General features: G+C 63.9%; 17 protein-coding genes and 1 other annotated feature. Of the genes, 11 read left to right on the forward strand and 6 right to left on the reverse strand.

The features are described 5' to 3' along the window. The 7 genes from IFR23_RS08755 to IFR23_RS08785 all read left to right on the forward strand — a co-directional run bounded on the left by IFR23_RS08755 (position 1) and on the right by IFR23_RS08785 (position 4,948). A complete protein-coding gene (locus tag IFR23_RS08755) occupies positions 1 to 432 on the forward strand; it encodes an HPr kinase/phosphorylase (protein WP_446740896.1) in 432 nt (143 codons plus the stop codon). 10 nt (positions 433 to 442) lie between these two features. Continuing rightward, the gene (rapZ, locus tag IFR23_RS08760; RefSeq protein ID WP_192975537.1) at positions 443 to 1,357 is read left to right on the forward strand and encodes an RNase adapter RapZ; all 915 of its coding nucleotides are present in this window, start codon (positions 443 to 445) and stop codon (positions 1,355 to 1,357) included. 15 nt (positions 1,358 to 1,372) lie between these two features. Beyond that, positions 1,373 to 1,780 carry a PTS sugar transporter subunit IIA gene (locus tag IFR23_RS08765; protein ID WP_192975538.1) on the forward strand — a complete coding sequence of 136 codons (408 nt, stop codon included), beginning with the start codon at positions 1,373 to 1,375 and terminating at the stop codon, positions 1,778 to 1,780. Then, complete coding sequence (locus tag IFR23_RS08770) at positions 1,777 to 2,052, forward strand: HPr family phosphocarrier protein (RefSeq protein ID WP_056481934.1); 276 nt, start codon at positions 1,777 to 1,779, stop codon at positions 2,050 to 2,052. The genes IFR23_RS08765 and IFR23_RS08770 overlap by 4 nt, the downstream gene beginning before the upstream one ends. 126 nt (positions 2,053 to 2,178) lie before the next feature. Continuing rightward, a complete protein-coding gene (locus IFR23_RS08775) occupies positions 2,179 to 2,994 on the forward strand; it encodes a TrmH family RNA methyltransferase (RefSeq protein ID WP_192975539.1) in 816 nt (271 codons plus the stop codon). A 158-nt stretch (positions 2,995 to 3,152) separates the two neighbouring features. Beyond that, complete coding sequence (locus tag IFR23_RS08780) at positions 3,153 to 4,598, forward strand: L,D-transpeptidase family protein (RefSeq protein WP_192975700.1); 1,446 nt, start codon at positions 3,153 to 3,155, stop codon at positions 4,596 to 4,598. 11 nt (positions 4,599 to 4,609) lie between these two features. Then, positions 4,610 to 4,948, forward strand: coding sequence for a hypothetical protein (locus tag IFR23_RS08785; protein ID WP_107962443.1), 339 nt, complete (start codon positions 4,610 to 4,612; stop codon positions 4,946 to 4,948). Between the two features lie 22 nt (positions 4,949 to 4,970). Here the strand turns inward: IFR23_RS08785 and IFR23_RS08790 are convergent, their stop codons facing one another. Both IFR23_RS08790 and IFR23_RS08795 read right to left on the reverse strand, forming a co-directional pair. Continuing rightward, positions 4,971 to 6,455, reverse strand: coding sequence for a SulP family inorganic anion transporter (locus tag IFR23_RS08790; RefSeq protein ID WP_192975540.1), 1,485 nt, complete (start codon positions 6,453 to 6,455; stop codon positions 4,971 to 4,973). Positions 6,456 to 6,526: 71 nt separating this feature from the next. Then, positions 6,527 to 6,582 (reverse strand) — a sequence feature (sul1 is cis-regulatory element that is thought to sense ions involved in sulfur or methionine metabolism; They are found in Alphaproteobacteria). A 117-nt stretch (positions 6,583 to 6,699) separates the two neighbouring features. Then, positions 6,700 to 7,095 carry a DUF488 domain-containing protein gene (locus IFR23_RS08795; protein ID WP_244655537.1) on the reverse strand — a complete coding sequence of 132 codons (396 nt, stop codon included), beginning with the start codon at positions 7,093 to 7,095 and terminating at the stop codon, positions 6,700 to 6,702. 106 nt (positions 7,096 to 7,201) lie between these two features. On the opposite strand from IFR23_RS08795, the gene trmFO reads away from it, so the two are divergent. Further along, positions 7,202 to 8,569, forward strand: a complete 1,368-nt coding sequence (trmFO, locus tag IFR23_RS08800; RefSeq protein ID WP_192975542.1) for a methylenetetrahydrofolate--tRNA-(uracil(54)-C(5))-methyltransferase (FADH(2)-oxidizing) TrmFO — start codon at positions 7,202 to 7,204, stop codon at positions 8,567 to 8,569. On the opposite strand, the gene IFR23_RS08805 is transcribed toward trmFO, so the two are convergent. Together IFR23_RS08805 and IFR23_RS08810 are read right to left on the reverse strand one after the other, a co-directional pair. Beyond that, positions 8,505 to 8,972: an EF-hand domain-containing protein gene (locus IFR23_RS08805; protein WP_192975543.1), complete on the reverse strand. Its 468-nt coding sequence runs from the start codon at positions 8,970 to 8,972 to the stop codon at positions 8,505 to 8,507. The two genes, trmFO and IFR23_RS08805, sit on opposite strands and share 65 nt — an antisense overlap. A gap of 63 nt (positions 8,973 to 9,035) precedes the next feature. Next, a complete protein-coding gene (locus tag IFR23_RS08810) occupies positions 9,036 to 9,692 on the reverse strand; it encodes a squalene/phytoene synthase family protein (RefSeq protein ID WP_192975544.1) in 657 nt (218 codons plus the stop codon). Positions 9,693 to 9,843: 151 nt separating this feature from the next. On the opposite strand from IFR23_RS08810, the gene IFR23_RS08815 reads away from it, so the two are divergent. From IFR23_RS08815 to IFR23_RS08825, 3 genes are read left to right on the forward strand one after another with little or no spacing between them, the layout of a single operon-like run. Further along, complete coding sequence (locus tag IFR23_RS08815; protein ID WP_244655538.1) at positions 9,844 to 11,778, forward strand: TadE/TadG family type IV pilus assembly protein; 1,935 nt, start codon at positions 9,844 to 9,846, stop codon at positions 11,776 to 11,778. An 11-nt stretch (positions 11,779 to 11,789) separates the two neighbouring features. Beyond that, entirely contained in the window at positions 11,790 to 12,374 is a 585-nt protein-coding gene (locus IFR23_RS08820; protein WP_107962447.1) for a TadE/TadG family type IV pilus assembly protein, read from the forward strand. A 20-nt stretch (positions 12,375 to 12,394) separates the two neighbouring features. Further along, positions 12,395 to 13,156 carry a TadE/TadG family type IV pilus assembly protein gene (locus tag IFR23_RS08825; RefSeq protein WP_244655539.1) on the forward strand — a complete coding sequence of 254 codons (762 nt, stop codon included), beginning with the start codon at positions 12,395 to 12,397 and terminating at the stop codon, positions 13,154 to 13,156. Positions 13,157 to 13,195: 39 nt separating this feature from the next. Here the strand turns inward: IFR23_RS08825 and IFR23_RS08830 are convergent, their stop codons facing one another. Next, a complete protein-coding gene (locus IFR23_RS08830; protein ID WP_192975546.1) occupies positions 13,196 to 14,626 on the reverse strand; it encodes a pyruvate dehydrogenase complex E1 component subunit beta in 1,431 nt (476 codons plus the stop codon). Next, positions 14,626 to 15,678, reverse strand: coding sequence for a pyruvate dehydrogenase (acetyl-transferring) E1 component subunit alpha (gene pdhA / locus IFR23_RS08835; RefSeq protein WP_056481968.1), 1,053 nt, complete (start codon positions 15,676 to 15,678; stop codon positions 14,626 to 14,628). The genes IFR23_RS08830 and pdhA overlap by 1 nt, the downstream gene beginning before the upstream one ends. Positions 15,679 to 15,719 lie beyond the last annotated feature (41 nt).

Consider the following 15,719-nt stretch of genomic DNA (forward strand, 5'->3'; position numbering starts at 1 on the left):
GTGGTCGAAATCTCCTCCGACAGGCTTCACGCCACGACGATTTCGATCGATGGGATCGCGGTGATGATCGAGGGCGCGTCCGGATCGGGCAAGTCCGACCTCGCACTACGCCTGATCGACCGCGGTGCCACGCTCGTCAGCGACGACCAGACGCTCGTGGTCCGTTCGGGCAGGGTCTTGCTGGCGCGGGCACCCACCACGATCGCCGGACGGATCGAGGTCCGCGGGATCGGTATTCTCGCCTTGCCGCACGTCGAGGACGTAGCTGTCGGACTGCTCGTTCGTGTCGACGGCGCGATCGAGCGAATGCCCGAGCGCCGGGTGCGGAAGATCGCGGGCATCGCCGTGCGCCAGTTCGCGGTCGATCCCTTCGAAGCCTCCGCCCCGATCAAGGTCGAACTCGCATTGCGCAATCCGGAGCCCCTAGAATGACGCGATCAACATGACACGGCCAAAGGACATCCTGCTCGTCACCGGCATGTCGGGGGCGGGTAAGTCCACCGTCCTGAAGACGCTCGAGGATCTCGGCTGGGAGGTCGTCGACAACCTCCCGCTGCTGCTTCTCGACCGGCTGCTCGATGCACCGCTTCCCGAAGGATCGCCCAACGATTCGCAGCCGCTCGCGATCGGCATCGGCGCCCGGACGCGCGACTTCGATCCCGAACGGATCGTCGGCCGCATTCGGGACCTGCGCGACAGGCACGGGCTCGAGATCGGGATGTTGTTTCTCGATTGCTCGGGCGCCGAACTCGAACGCCGCTATTCCGAGACCCGCCGCCGCCATCCGCTCGCGCTCGATCGTCCGGCGAACGACGGTATCGGCCGCGAGCGCGAGTTGCTTGCGCCGCTTCGCGACTGGGCGAACCGCCTGATCGACACCACCGACATGGCCGCCAACGAACTCGCACAGCAGATTCGCATGAGTTTTGCGGGGGGAGATCTCGGAGAGCCGACGCTGTCGATTCGCTCGTTCGGCTTTGCCCGCGGCCTGCCTCGTAACGCCGACCTTGTGTTCGACATGCGCTTCCTGCGCAATCCGCACTGGGATCACGACCTGCGTCCCGGTACCGGACTCGACGCCGACGTGTCCGCCTACATCATGGACGACCCCGCCTACGAGGCGGCGGTAAGCCGGATCGAGGACCTGCTGATGCTGTTGCTTCCGCGCTACCGGGCGGAAGGCAAGTCCTATGTCACGGTCGCGTTCGGGTGTACCGGAGGGAGACACCGGTCGGTCCACGTCGCCGACCGGGTGGCGCGACGGTTGCGCGAAGCAGGATTTTCGCCCAGTATCGCACACCGCGACCTCGGGGCCGCACCGCAGGATGCGCTCGAAGGATCACCGGTCGTCTTATGAGTATGAAACGCTGACATGATCGGCCTTGTTCTGGTAACGCACGGTCGATTGGCCGAGGAATTCGTTCGCGCGATGATCCACGTCGTCGGCCCGCAGGAGCGCGTCGCGACGATCGCCATCGGTCCCGACGACGACATGGAGAGCCGCCGCGCCGACATCGCCGCTGCGATCCATGATGTCGATACGGGACGCGGCGTGATCGTGCTGACCGACCTGTTCGGCGGCACCCCCTCTAATCTCGCCATCTCGCTGATGGAACGCGGGCGGATCGAAGTGATCGCGGGGATGAACCTCCCGATGCTGATCCGGCTCGGCTCGGCGCGCAAGTCGATGACCGTCGTTGCGGCGGTTGCGGCAGCGCGTGAGGCTGGTCGCAAATACATTTCGGTAGCCTCCGAGGTTCTCGGCGAGGCCGCTGCGTGAGCGAGGTTTCGCGCACCGTCCAGATTACCAATCGTCGCGGGCTGCATGCGCGCGCGAGTGCGAAGTTCGTGACGCTGGCGTCGTCGCATCCGGTCGAAGTCAGCGTGACCAAGGACGGCTCCGACCATGTCACTGGCACGTCGATCATGGGATTGATGATGCTCGGCGCGGCGATGGGCGACGCGATCACGATCAGCGCGAGCGGCGACGGCGCCGAACATACTGTAGCGGCGCTCGCGGAACTGGTCGAAGCGAAGTTCGGCGAGGATTGACCTTCTGACTGCCCTCCCGCAGGCGGGAGGAGTTGGGGGTGGGCACGCGCTCACCATAATCGAATCATTTGCTGAGGCCGGGAGCCCACCCCCGGCCCCTCCCGCATACGGGAGGGGAGGACAAGAATGCCCCGCGAGATAACCGCCTTTTCGAACCCGCTGATCAAGTACGTCCGCGACCTGCGCGACAAACGGCACCGGCGCGCGGCCAAGCAGTTCCTCGCCGAGGGACTGCGCATCCTTACCGAGGCGCGCGAGACGGGACGCCTGCCCCGCACGCTGTTCTACGCGGCGGCCAGCGCGAACCATCCCCTCGTTCACGCGCTGTCGATGGATGTCGAAGATGCGGGCGGCGATTCGATCCAGACCACGCCCGACATTCTCTCGAAGCTGTCCGGCAAGGATAACCCGCAAGCGGTCGTCGGCGTGTTCGACGAGTTCGACGCGACGCTCGAAGACCTCGATCGCACCACGTCCGGCATCTGGCTGGTTGCCGAACGGCTGCGCGATCCGGGCAATCTCGGTACGATCCTGCGGACCGGCGATGCGGTCGGCGCGGGCGGACTGATCCTGATCGGCGAGTCGGTCGATCCCTTTTCGGTCGAGGCGGTGCGCGCCAGCATGGGAGCGCTGTTCACGATCCCCGTCGTGAAGACCGAGTGGGAGCCGTTCCATACCTGGCTGCGCACCGGGCCCGGCCAGCTCGTCGGCCTCAGCCTCGATACCGACACGGAATACAGAACAGCGACCTATACCGGCCCGACCTTCCTGCTCACGGGCAACGAGGCGCAGGGCATGCCGCCTGAGATGGCCGAGGCATGCGACGTGCTCGTGAAGATCCCGATGCTGGGCAAGGCGGACAGCCTCAACGCTGCGGTCGCGACCGCGGTGATGGCCTATGAAGTGCTGGCCCGGCAGGAAAAATCCGCTCCTCTGGCCTGAACCGTTAATTTTGCCCGATTGGCGATGCTTAGCGAGTCCGGTTCAGCTAAGGGAGAGCTACGTCGTGCGAAAGCGTCGACGGAGTACGGTTAGACAGGACGAATATGGCCCGCGGTTTCAATGATGGACGAGTGACGAACGGCGCAATCCGGTCGGTGATGGCGATCGCTGCCACGCCGGTGCTGATGGCGACCCCGCTGTTCGCGCAACAGGTTACGCCACCTCCGGTCGTACCGACGATGCCTTCTGCCGTGCCGGCCACGACGTTGGCACCGCCCGTCATCACCGTGCCGCCGCTGAGCGACACGCAGGCCGCGCTGCTGGACAGGTTGCTCAACGGCGACATCGTGGCGCAGGGCCTGAAGTCCGCCGCTACGGCGTCGACCAACGCGCCGAGCAAGGACGAACTCGTCCGTGCCGCGCTCGATCATGCGCGCGCGGTCCATGCCGGTCGTCTCAGCGGTGCCGATTTCCAGAAGGATTGGGGCCTGCGCCCGCCCGCCTATGATCCGACCCCAGCGTTCGCCGACGCGGTTCGGCTCGATCGGATCGCGGCGTGGTTCGCGTCGCTGCCGCCGCCCTATGCCGGCTATGACGGCCTGCGGAAGGGCCTTCAGAATTACCGCTCGATCGCCGCCGCGGGTGGCTGGTCGCCGCTCGCATCCGGCCCGGATTTCACGATCGGGGCGAGCGGCCCGCGCGTGATCGCGCTTCGCAAGCGTCTCGCGGTCGAGGACAAGGATGTCTCGACCAGCGGCGACAAGTTCGATTCCGCGCTGGTCGACGCGGTCCGTCGCGCGCAACGTCGTTATGGCCTGAACCCGAGCGGCATCGTTTCGACGCAGACGCTCGCTGCGCTCAACGTATCGGCGACCGACCGCGTACGTCAGATCATGGCGAACATGGAGCGCTGGCGCTGGCTGCCGCAGGACCTGCCGCGCGATCGTATCCAGGTGAACATCGCCGCTGCCGTGCTCACGGTGTTCGACGGCGACACGCCCGTTCAATCGATGCGCGCCGTCACCGGTCGTCCGGGCGACGAGACGCCGATGCTCTCCTCCACGATCCACAGCATCGTAATCAATCCACCGTGGAACGTGCCGACATCGATCGCGACCAAGGAGCTTTGGCCGAAGGAGAAGGCCAACCCAGGGTATTTCAAGCGCAACGGCATCAAGGTGATCGACGGCACGCGGCTTCAGCAGCAGGCCGGCGACCAGAGCGCACTGGGGCGGTTCAAGTTCGATTTCGCCAACGACTATTCGGTGTATCTCCACGATACGCCCAGCCGTGCGAAATTCGCGAGCTTCAGCCGGCTTGCGAGCCATGGCTGCGTACGCCTTGAGAAGCCTGCGGAACTCGCCGACCTGCTGCTCAAGGGCGACCCCAGCTGGACGCCCGAGATGGTCGACGCTGCCGTTGCCAAGGGCGACACGGTCCGTGCTCGCCTGATCAAGCCGGTGTCGGTATACCTGCTCTACTGGACCGCATTTGCCAGCGGCAACGGCCAGATGAACTTCCGCGCCGATCCCTATGACTGGGACGGCATCCTCGCCTCCAAGATCGAGGCACGCACCGCGCGCCAGACGATCGCCGCTCGTTGAGAGGACAAGACATGACGATCTCCACCCGTACCCGAACCGCCATTGCCGGCGGTCTGCTCGCCGCCATGGCGCTGGCCGGCTGCTCGCGCTCCGAACCGGAGCAGCCGCCGACGGACACCAACATGGTCGAGGACACCGGCGTGACCGAGTCCGAGGCAGCGGCGCCGGCTCCAGTCGAAGCCGCTCCCGTCGAGGCGGCACCGCCTGCCCCGGCCGTGGTCGAGCCGCCGCGTGAAAAGCCGGTCGCGCCGGACGAGCAGATGCTCGATGACGCCGACGCTACCGGCATGACGTCACGCGTGACGCGCGACGAAGCGCCGACCGAGAACGAGGACGCGCCTCAGCAGTGAGGGGATCGGATCCGGTCGGCGGTCATCCTCCGATCGGATCCGCTACGCCGGGCGCGTGACGATCGACGAGCATCTCGCTCGCGCGGTTGAGCCCGATGACTTCGACGATCCTGCCGTTGCTGCGGAGCTTGGCGACCACGTCCTCCAGCGCGCCGACGGCCGTCACATCCCACAGATGCGCACCGGTCAAGTCGATGCGGATGACGCGTGCGGTGTCGCGCAGGTCGAAATTCTCGGTGAACATGTCGGCACTGGCGAAGAAAATCTGCCCACGAACCCGGTAGATACGCGTGTCGCTTGCGACGTCGTGTTCGGTAGCGACGTCCGTCAGGCGCCCGACCTTCCATGCGAAGAACACGCCGCTCAGCAATACGCCGACGCCGACGCCCAGCGACAGGTCATGCGTCACGACGGTGACGACGACGGTCGCGACCATCACCACGCTCGATACCTTGGGATGACGCACCACGTCGTTGAGTGAGCCCCAGGAGAAGGTGCTGATCGACACCATGATCATGATCGCGACCAGCGCCGCGACGGGCACCTGCGCAACCCATGGCCTGAGCGGCACCATTACGACCAGCAGGAACACGCCGGCGACGAGCGTCGACAGCCGTCCTCGCCCGCCATAGCGGACGTTGCCGACAGTCTGGCCGATCATCCCGCAACCGGCGATCCCGCCGAATGCGCCCGCGGCGATGTTGGCGAGCCCCAGCCCGGTGCACTCGCGCGCCTTCGAACTGATCGTCTCAGTCAATTCGTCGACCACGCTTGCGGTCATCATCGATTCGAGCAACCCGACCGCGGCCATTGCGAGCGCATAGGGGGCGACGATCCGCAACGTATCCCAGGTGAAGGGCACGTCCGGCAGGCCGAACGACGGCAAGGTCGACGGCAACCGCCCGAGATCGCCGACCGTCTTCAGGGGCATCGGCACCCACATCGCGATCGCAGTGAGCACGACGATACAGATCAGCGGCGACGGGATGGCGTTCGAGATGCGCGGCATGAGGTAGATGATCGCGAGACCGCCGGCGATCATGGCATAGGCCTGCCAACTGACGCCGACCATCTGCGGCACCTGCGCGGAGAAGATCAGGATCGCGAGCGCGTTGACGAACCCGGTGCGGACCGACTTCGAGACGAACCGCATCAGCACGTCGAGCTTGGCGAGCCCGAACGCGATCTGGAGCAGACCTGCGAGCATCGTCGCGACCAGCAGGTATTGCAGGCCTTGGGCGTGGACCAGCGCAGCGGCGACCAGCGCGACGGAGCCGGCGGCGCCGGAGATCATCGCGGGGCGCCCGCCCGCAAAGGCGATGACGATGCCGATCACGAACGACGCGAACAGGCCGACTTCAGGGTCTATGCCCGCGACGAACGAGAAGGCGATGACCTCGGGAATCAGCGCGAAGGTGCCGACCATCCCGGCGAGGATGTCGCGGCGCGCGGCGGTTGCGCCGCTGAACCATTCGGCTCGGTAACGAGAAAAAGATAAGGATGTCATGGATGTATCCGCATAGGACGCACGAACCGCGGCGCTGTCTTGGCAGGCGGTTCACTTCAGAGGCGTCGTTGCGTTGTCCGGCGGATCGGCGGCCGGAATAGCCACCCGGAATTGCACCGGGTCCAGGCGAATGGGTGATCGTTAGCGGTGCGTGAGGCTCAATGCAACATTCGGCCATGAACCCCCGCGCGTCATCCTGACGAAAGTCAGGATGACGGAGCGTTTGCAGCGAGTTTGACCTCTCTTAAGTAAACAGATCCACCACTTCGGCCCCCTCGCCTACCGCCTGCAGCAGCAAGGTCCGGTGGCAATGGCACGGGTCGCGCTCATAACACAGCAGCGCGCTCGGCTTCTCGGCCGCCAGCCCGAGCATGATCGCTGCGGCCGCCTGCGCCTCGGGAAGCTCGAGCTGTTCGTCATAGACAGCTGTCAGGGTCGCGACGTCGCCCTTCTTGGCCGCATCGCGTCCGCGCTTCGGCGTTCCCAGCGCCTTTAGATGCACGTAATCGATCTCGACCTCGCGCAGCGACGCGGCGAGTGAGGTCTTGGAGAACCCTGGTCGCCGCGACAGCGGGAGAGCGCGGACATCGATCACTCGCTCCACCCCCGCCGCCTTCAACGCCGCGAGAAAATCGGCCATCGTCGTGGCCTCATAACCAATCGTGAAGATCTTCGTCGGGTTTGTCATGCAGGCGAAGTGGTATTGCGGGCCTGACACGGCAAGCGTCCGACGCTATCTGACCCGAATGACCCACGATATACATGTCATCGGCGGCGGGCTCGCCGGTTCCGAAGCCGCCTGGCAACTCGCCGAAGCCGGCCTCAAGGTCCGCCTGTCCGAAATGCGCGGCAGCGGCGAAGAGACGCCCGCGCACCAGACCGACGGCCTCGCCGAACTCGTCTGCTCGAACAGTTTTCGGTCGGACGATGCCGAAGCCAACGCGGTCGGGCTGCTCCATCAGGAACTGCGCACGCTCGGCTCGCTGATCATGCGGCAGGCGGACATCCACCGCGTCCCCGCAGGCTCCGCGCTCGCCGTCGACCGCGACAATTTCTCGGCCAGCGTGACGGAGGCGATCGACCAGCATCCGAACATCACGCTCGTTCGCGAACGCATCGACGCATTGCCCGACGGTCCGACGATCATTGCCACCGGTCCGCTTACCGCCGCCTCGCTGGCGGCGGGAATCGGTGCCGAGACCGGCCGCGAGGCGCTGGCCTTTTTCGACGCGCTCGCGCCGATCGTCCACCGCGATTCGATCGACATGGACACCGCTTGGTTCGCGTCGCGCTGGGACAAGGGTGAGGGCAAGGACTACATCAACTGCCCGATGGACAAGGACCAGTATCTGGCCTTCCACCAGGGCCTGATCGATGGCGAAAAGACCCCGTTCAAGGAATGGGAGAAGGACACGCCGTATTTCGACGGCTGCATGCCGATCGAGGTGATGGCGGAGCGCGGCGTCGATACGCTGCGCTATGGCCCGATGAAGCCGGTCGGGCTCGACAACCCGAAGACCGGGCGCTGGCCGCACGCCGTCGTCCAGCTTCGCCAGGACAATGCGCAGGGCACGCTGTGGAACATCGTCGGCTTCCAGACCAAGATGAAGCACGCCGACCAAGTCCGCCTGTTCCGGACGATCCCCGGGCTGGAGAATGCCGAGTTCGCGCGACTGGGCGGCCTGCACCGCAACACGTTCATCCGCTCGCCGGAACTGCTCGACGAGACGCTGCGGTTGAAGTCGCGCCCGAACATCCGCTTCGCTGGCCAGATCACTGGCTGCGAAGGGTATATCGAGAGCTGCGGGATCGGCATGCTCGCGGGGCTGTTCGCGGCGGCCGAACTCACCGGCAAGACTCTGACGCCCCCGCCCTATGCGACCGCGCTCGGCGCTCTGCTTGGGCACATCACCGGTGGCGCAGAGGTCGAGACGTATCAGCCGATGAACGTGAACTTCGGGCTGTTCCCGCCGATCACGGGCCGCACCAAGAAGGCGGATCGCAAGCGGATGTATACTGATCGTGGTCGCGCGGCGCTCGCAGAGTGGCTCAACTCTCCTCGGCAACAGCCTGAACTGGTGGACAATTCGCCCGAGCTTGCCCCTTCCGCTTGACCGCCGTCGTGGCAAATTCGGGGGCGGTCATCGTTCCCGATTTGTCACGATCCGCGTCCGCGAACTTGGTCGTCGCCTTCACCGCCCATTCGTCGAACGACAGCTTACCGTCGCCGTCCACGTCCAGCCGCGCGTAAGCCTTGCGCCGCTGGACCAGATATTCCTCGCGCGTGATCTTTTCATCGCGGTCCTTATCGTAGCGATCGAACCGCTTCTGCTCGCGCGTTCTGTCGGTCGCCTCTGGCGCGGCATCGGGCAACGGTTCGGACTCAGTGACTCTGTTGGTCTGGGCAACGGGTTGCCGGGGTAGCAGCGGTCTCGGCCTGGCATCACCGCTGAAGAACATGAATCCGGCAACGATCAAAGCGATCACCGCCGTACCGCCCGCCAGGTATCGCCACATCGCCCTGCTCCCACTTGCCACGTGGCAGCATAGGCTTTCAGACAATTGCTCCAACCCGATCGATCAGTATCCGGCCAATCTGTGCAGCATCAGCCGGGCGATCCGACGCGTCGGGCCTGGCGACTGCGATAAAGCCGCAACGTTCTCGAACCGCGCCAACAATGCCAGTGCGCCGAGTGATCGCGCCGCACGAGGCCATCTTCCGCGAAACGCGGCATCGAACCGCGTCGTCGCCAACGTCCGCGCATGGCCGGCGAGTATCGTATCGGTCAGCCCCCTTGCCAGATCGACGAGCGCCCAGCCCTCTCCCGCGAGACCTATCCTCCGATCGTCGATCCCCAGCATCCGGGCTGCTACTTCGAACAGCCGACCACCCCGATCGATCGCAAACGCCTCAAGCGTCGCCGTGTCGATCTCTGCCTGAAGCAAAATCTCCCACCCGTCGGTCATTGCAGCGAGCGACGAGCCCGACACGCCAGCGGTCAGCACCAGGCTTTTGATCGACTGCAATACCGGCTCCTGCGGCACAGGTGCGGTCTGGAGCCGGGTCAGCGCCTCGTGCCACCACGTCAGCCGCATCTGCCCGACCATCGGCTCGCGCGTCGAACGGACGATGGTGGCTAGCCTGTCGTCGAGCGCGAACAGAGCTTCCAGTCCGGCCCGCGTGGCTGGCGGGGCGTAGCTCAGGGCAAGGGCACGGCCCGGATCGATGGAAGTCATGTCCTGCCCCTAACGCACCCGGACGCATCGATCATCCCGGATCATTCGCCACAGTCAGCTTACTACGCGATTAACCATATCCTTTGAGCCCGGCTTACCGGGTCAGGGCGCATGACGCGGCTAGATCGATGATGATCCAGTCGGGATACCCATGACCACGAAGCACGGCATGCGAACGGAAAGAGCGACGACCGTCCTTGGTCGGCTGCGCCACGACGTACGCGGCAACACCATCGCGATCATGGCAGCGGCGATGATCCCGCTTGCCGGACTGGCCGGGTCGGCAATCGACATCGCGCGGCTGTACGTCGTGAAGGTTCGCCTCCAGCAGGCCTGCGATGCCGGTGCCCTTGCCGGACGCAAGTTCATGACGAGCAGCAACGACACGACGCTGGACAAGACTGCAAGCGACCAAGCTAGTGCGTTCTTCAAGAACAATTTCCGCCTTGGTTGGATGAACACCAAGACCGCGGTCTTCACCCCATCCAAGACGACCGATCAGCAGGTGGCCGGTGTCGCCAGTTCGCTGGTGCCGATGACGATCATGAAGATGTTCGGCGCCCCCGACGTGACGCTGACCGTGAAATGCGAGGCACGGTACGACGTGGCCGATGCGGATGTCATGTTCGTGCTCGACACGACCGGATCGATGGCCTGCACGACCGCCGATGGCACGGGCGGTTGCAGCCAGTCCGTGGTGTCCTACAAGCAGGATGACGGCAACACCGGCTATTATGTCACGGAAAAGAGCGGATCGAAGCTATCCGGCCTGCGCAGTGCGGTGCTCAATTTCTACGATACGCTGGCCGGCAACGTCGATCCGACCACGAACATTCGCTACGGGTTCGTCACCTATACGTCGACAGTCAACGCGGGTTACGCGCTGACCAGCCTGTCCACCGACAATCTCGTGAAGAACTGGAACTACGAAAGCCGCAGGATTATCGGCGACGCGAACAATGGCTCGGCCAGCACCACGACATACAAGAACATCACGCAATCGACCTGCAACGGGTATGCGGTACGATCTCCGTCCAATGGCTACACGACGTCGGGCACCGCAACGACCTCGACCGTGTCCTGGACGGGGAATACATCGACGTCGACCACGGGGACCTGCACCGTGACGTCGCAGCCGGTGAAGCCCAACTGGTTTTATACACAGGTCAACTACGACGTCAGCAAGTACATTACTGGGGTCGACGTTCCCGACCCAAGCAAGATCACCGGCACGACAGCAAAGTGGCAGGGCTGCATCGAGGAGCGCACCACGACCCCCGGCGCATCGTCCTTCAGCCAGAGCAACCTTCCCTACGACCTCGATCCCGATGTGCCGGCGACGAATGACGATACGCGCTGGCGGCCGATGTGGCCTGACGTCATATATTACCGCGGGACGAGCACGTCGGCGACCAACAACGGCGTTACCTATGCTGGTAACAGCACGACGCCCTATGGCGATTATTACGTCAACACGAACGATCAGCAGTTGACTGCCTATACCAACATGATCGCCAACCCGAATCCGGCTTGGAACAAGAACATCTCGCTCGGTTACGTGTCTTGCGGGAAGAAGGTGCAACGCCTGACGAAACTTTCGCGTGACGAGGTCAGCAATTATGTCAACGCCAAGGACTTCAAGGCGCAAGGCGGCACCTATCACGACACCGGCATGATCTGGGGTACGCGAATGATTTCGCCGACCGGTATCTTCGCGGCAGATACCGCGCCGTGGCCGGGTCGGTCCGCGCCCAACCGCTACATCGTGTTCATGACCGATGGCGACATGACCCCGAACTACGAGCTCTATGGCATGTATGGCATCGAACGCTACGACAAGCGGGTCACTGGCGGAGACTCTTCGGATCAGTTGGACGATCACAATGCGCGTTTCGTGGCTGAGTGTGCGGCGGCGAAGGCACGCAACATCAAGGTCTTCGTCGTTGGATTCGGCCAGACATTGACCACGCAGCTGACCGCGTGCGCATCGCCCGGCCAGGCCTATTATGCCAGCGACAATGATTCGCTGCAGACGGCGTTCAAGTCGATCGCCAACCAGGTCGCCATGCTGCGGATCTCGAAGTGAGGAAGGCGGCCATGTTCCGTCGTATCCACCGCGACAGACGCGGCGTGACGGTGATCGAATTCGCCATGATCCTGCCTGTCATGCTGGGCATGATCATGGGGTTGGGCGAGTTGATCTATCAGGTTTACGCACAATCGATTCTTGAAGGCGCGATCCAGAAGGCGGGTCGCGATTCGGCGATCCAGGGCGGTGCGGACAATGCCGCGGCGATCGACCAGGCCGTACTCGACATGGTGAAGACGATCTCGTTCCGCGCAAGCTTCGTCGGAACGCCCACCCGAACGAACTATGAGACGTTCGCTTCGGCCAAGCCCGAGCCGTTCACGGATACGAACGGCAATGGCGTACGCGACGCCAAGGAGTGCTTCGACGACATCAATGGGAACGGCGCCTATGATACGGATCCCGGCACGTCGGGTCAGGGCGGGGCCAACGATGTCACGTTGTACACCGTCAGGATCAGCTATCCGCGCCTGTTTCCCGTCGCGAGCTTCTTCGGCGCGCCGCCGACGCAGACGATCGTCGCCAAGACGTTCCTGAAAAACCAGCCTTATGCCTCGCAGTCCGTCGTCACGGTGAAGAACTTATGCACCTGATCTCTGGATATGCCCGTACCTTGGCCTTCGCCCGCCGCTTTCGCGACGATCGATCGGGCCTCGCGCTCCTCGAATTTGCGTTCACCGCGCCGCTGGTCGTGGCGCTCGGGCTATGGGGTGTCGAGACGGCAAATCTCGCGCTCGCCAATCTGCGTGTCAGCCAGATCGCGCTCAATCTCGCGGATAATGCGTCACGCGTTGGCGCTCAGAGTTCGCTGGTGACTCAGCAACTTCGCGAAGTGGATATCAACGACATTTTCGCCGCTGCCAAGACGCAAGGGTTCGCATGGGACCTTGCCACGCGCGGACGCATCACCCTTTCCAGCCTGGAGGCGGACAAGGATGGCAAACAGACGATCCATTGGCAAAGGTGCCTCGGCACGAAATCCGGCGCCGGCTATGACTCGAGCTATGGTCGAACGACAATTTCCGGTGGGACGCCTGCCGCTGCCGATAGTACCACGGCGCCCTATGATCCGACTGCTGGTGTCAACACCAGCACCTCCGGCAGCGACAATTCGGCGTCTCATCCGGGTAGCGTCATCATCGGCGGTATGGGCGAAACAGGTGCGAAAATCGTAGCCCCCAACAATTCGGGCGTGATGTTCGTCGAGATCAATTACGACTACAAGCCGGTCGTCGGCACCGGCTGGCTACCGAACGGGGCAGCGAAGATTCGCTATATCGCATCGTTCATCGTCCGAGACCGACGCGATTTCGGCCAAGTCTACAACCCATCGCCGACGGCCGCACTGATGACCTGCAACAAGTATACGAGTTGAGGTGCAGTCGCCGCGCAAGGCAGCGACTGCACCATCCGATCACTTCTTGTACGTGACCTTCTTCACCGCCTTCACGACCTTCGCGACATCGACCAACATCAGCTTTTCGAGGTTTGCCGCGTAGGGCATCGGCACGTCTTCGTTGGTCACGCGCAACACCGGCGCGTCGAGGTCGTCGAAGCCGTGTTCCATCACCACCGACACGATCTCCGAAGCGATCGAGCAGGTTGCCCAATTCTCCTCGACGATGATCATGCGGTTGGTCTTGGCGAGGCTCTTCAGGACCGTCTCGGTGTCGAGCGGGCGCAGCGTGCGGAGGTCGATGACCTCCGCGTCGATGCCCTCTTCGGCGAGCTTCTCGGCGGCTTCGAGCGAAATGCCGACGCCGATCGAGTAGCTGACGATCGTCACGTCCTTGCCCTCGCGGACGATCCGCGCCTTGCCGATCGGCAGGACGTGGTTGTCGAGCTTGGGGACGTCGAAGCTGCGGCCGTACATCAGCTCGTTCTCGAGGAACACGACCGGATCCTCGGTGCGGATCGCGGCCTTGAGCAGGCCCTTCGCGTCCGCCGCGTCATACGGCGCGATCACGATCAGGCCGGGGACACTCGCATACCATGCCGCGAAGTTGTGCGAATGCTGTGCACCCACGCGCGACGCCGCGCCGTTCGGACCACGGAACACGATCGGGCAGCGCATCTGGCCACCCGACATGTAGTTGGTCTTGGCCGCCGAATTGATGATGTGGTCGATCGCCTGCAACGCGAAGTTGAAGGTCATGAACTCGACGATCGGGCGGAGGCCCCCCATCGCTGCGCCTGCGCCGATGCCGGCAAAGCCGTATTCGGTGATCGGCGTGTCGATGACGCGACGGTCGCCGAACTCGTCGAGCAGGCCCTGGGTTACCTTGTACGCACCCTGATACTGCGCGACTTCCTCGCCCATCACGAAGACGCGGTCGTCCTCGCGCATTTCCTCGGCCATCGCATCGCGCAGGGCTTCGCGGACGGTCGTCTTGACCATCTCGGTGCCCTCGGGAATCGCCGGGTCGGAGATACCGACCTTCTCCGCCGACGCGACGAGCTGCTGCGTGCCGCTCTCGGCCTTGGCGGGCGAGGCACCTTCGGGCACCGGCGGTGCCTTGTCGTCCGACGGCGCTTCCTTCGGCGCGGCGTTGGCCGCATCGCCGGAGCGTGCCTCGGTCGGCTTGGCGTCGCTCGCGCTCTCGCCCTCTTCGAGGATCGTCGCGATGACGGTGCCAACCTTCACGTTGTCGGTACCCTCGGCGACGGCGATCGAGCCGATCGTGCCTTCGTCGATCGCCTCGAACTCCATCGTCGCCTTGTCGGTCTCGATCTCGGCGAGGATGTCGCCGGACTTGACGCTGTCGCCTTCCTTGACGAGCCACTTGGCCAGCGTGCCCTCTTCCATCGTCGGGGAGAGCGCGGGCATCTTGATCTCGATCGCCATCAGTACTTCTCCACCAGAACGTCGGTGTAGAGCTCGGCGGGATCCGGCTCCGGGGTCTGCTCGGCGAAATCGGCGGCTTCGTTCACGATTTTCCTGATTTCCTGTTCAAGGGACTTGAGGTCCGCCTCGGTCACGCCCTGCGCGTCGAGCAGCTTCTTCATGTGATCGATCGGATCCGACTTGTCGCGGACCGCCTGGACTTCGTCACGCGTACGGTATTTGGCCGGATCGGACATCGAGTGGCCGCGGTAACGATAGGTCTTCATCTCGAGGATGACCGGGCCCTTGCCCGCGCGGACCCACGCCAGCGCTTCCTCGGCGGCACCGCGGCAGGCCAGCACGTCCATGCCGTCGACTTGGATACCGGGAATGCGGAAGCTCTCGCCGCGGCGATACAGCTGGTCCTCGGCGGAGGCGCGATTGACGCTGGTGCCCATCGCGTACTGGTTGTTCTCGATCACGAAGATGATCGGGAGCTTCCACAGCTCGGCCATGTTGAAGCTCTCGTACACCTGGCCCTGGTTTGCGGCGCCATCGCCGAAATAGGCCATGCAGATGCCGCCGTCGTTCGAGTATTTATGCTTGAACGCGAGGCCGGTGCCGAGCGACACCTGCGCACCGACGATGCCGTGGCCGCCGTAGAACTTATGCTCGGTCGAGAACATGTGCATCGACCCGCCCTTGCCCTTCGAGATCCCCGAATTGCGTCCGGTCAACTCGGCCATGATCACCTTGGGGTCGATCCCGTAGGCAAGCATATGGCCATGATCGCGGTAGCCGGTGATCACCGAATCGGTTTCGCCGTTGAGCGCGGACTGCAGGCCGACAGCGACCGCTTCCTGGCCAATGTAGAGATGGCAGAAGCCACCGATCAGGCCCAAGCCATAGAGCTGGCCCGCTTTTTCCTCAAAACGGCGGATCAGCAGCATCTGCCGATACATTTCGAGCAGTTCGTCCTTCGACGCCTCGTACGGCTTTGGTTCGGCCGGTCGTTCGCGGTTCGTAATCGGCGGTTCGGCGATTGCGCGTGCTGGTGGGGGGGTCTTGGCCACGATGTGGGAAACCTCGTTTTCCGTAGGGGAGTTGAGGGAGC

This window comes from Sphingomonas sp. CFBP 13603 (genome assembly GCF_014892665.1).
Taxonomy (GTDB): Bacteria; Pseudomonadota; Alphaproteobacteria; order Sphingomonadales; family Sphingomonadaceae; genus Sphingomonas.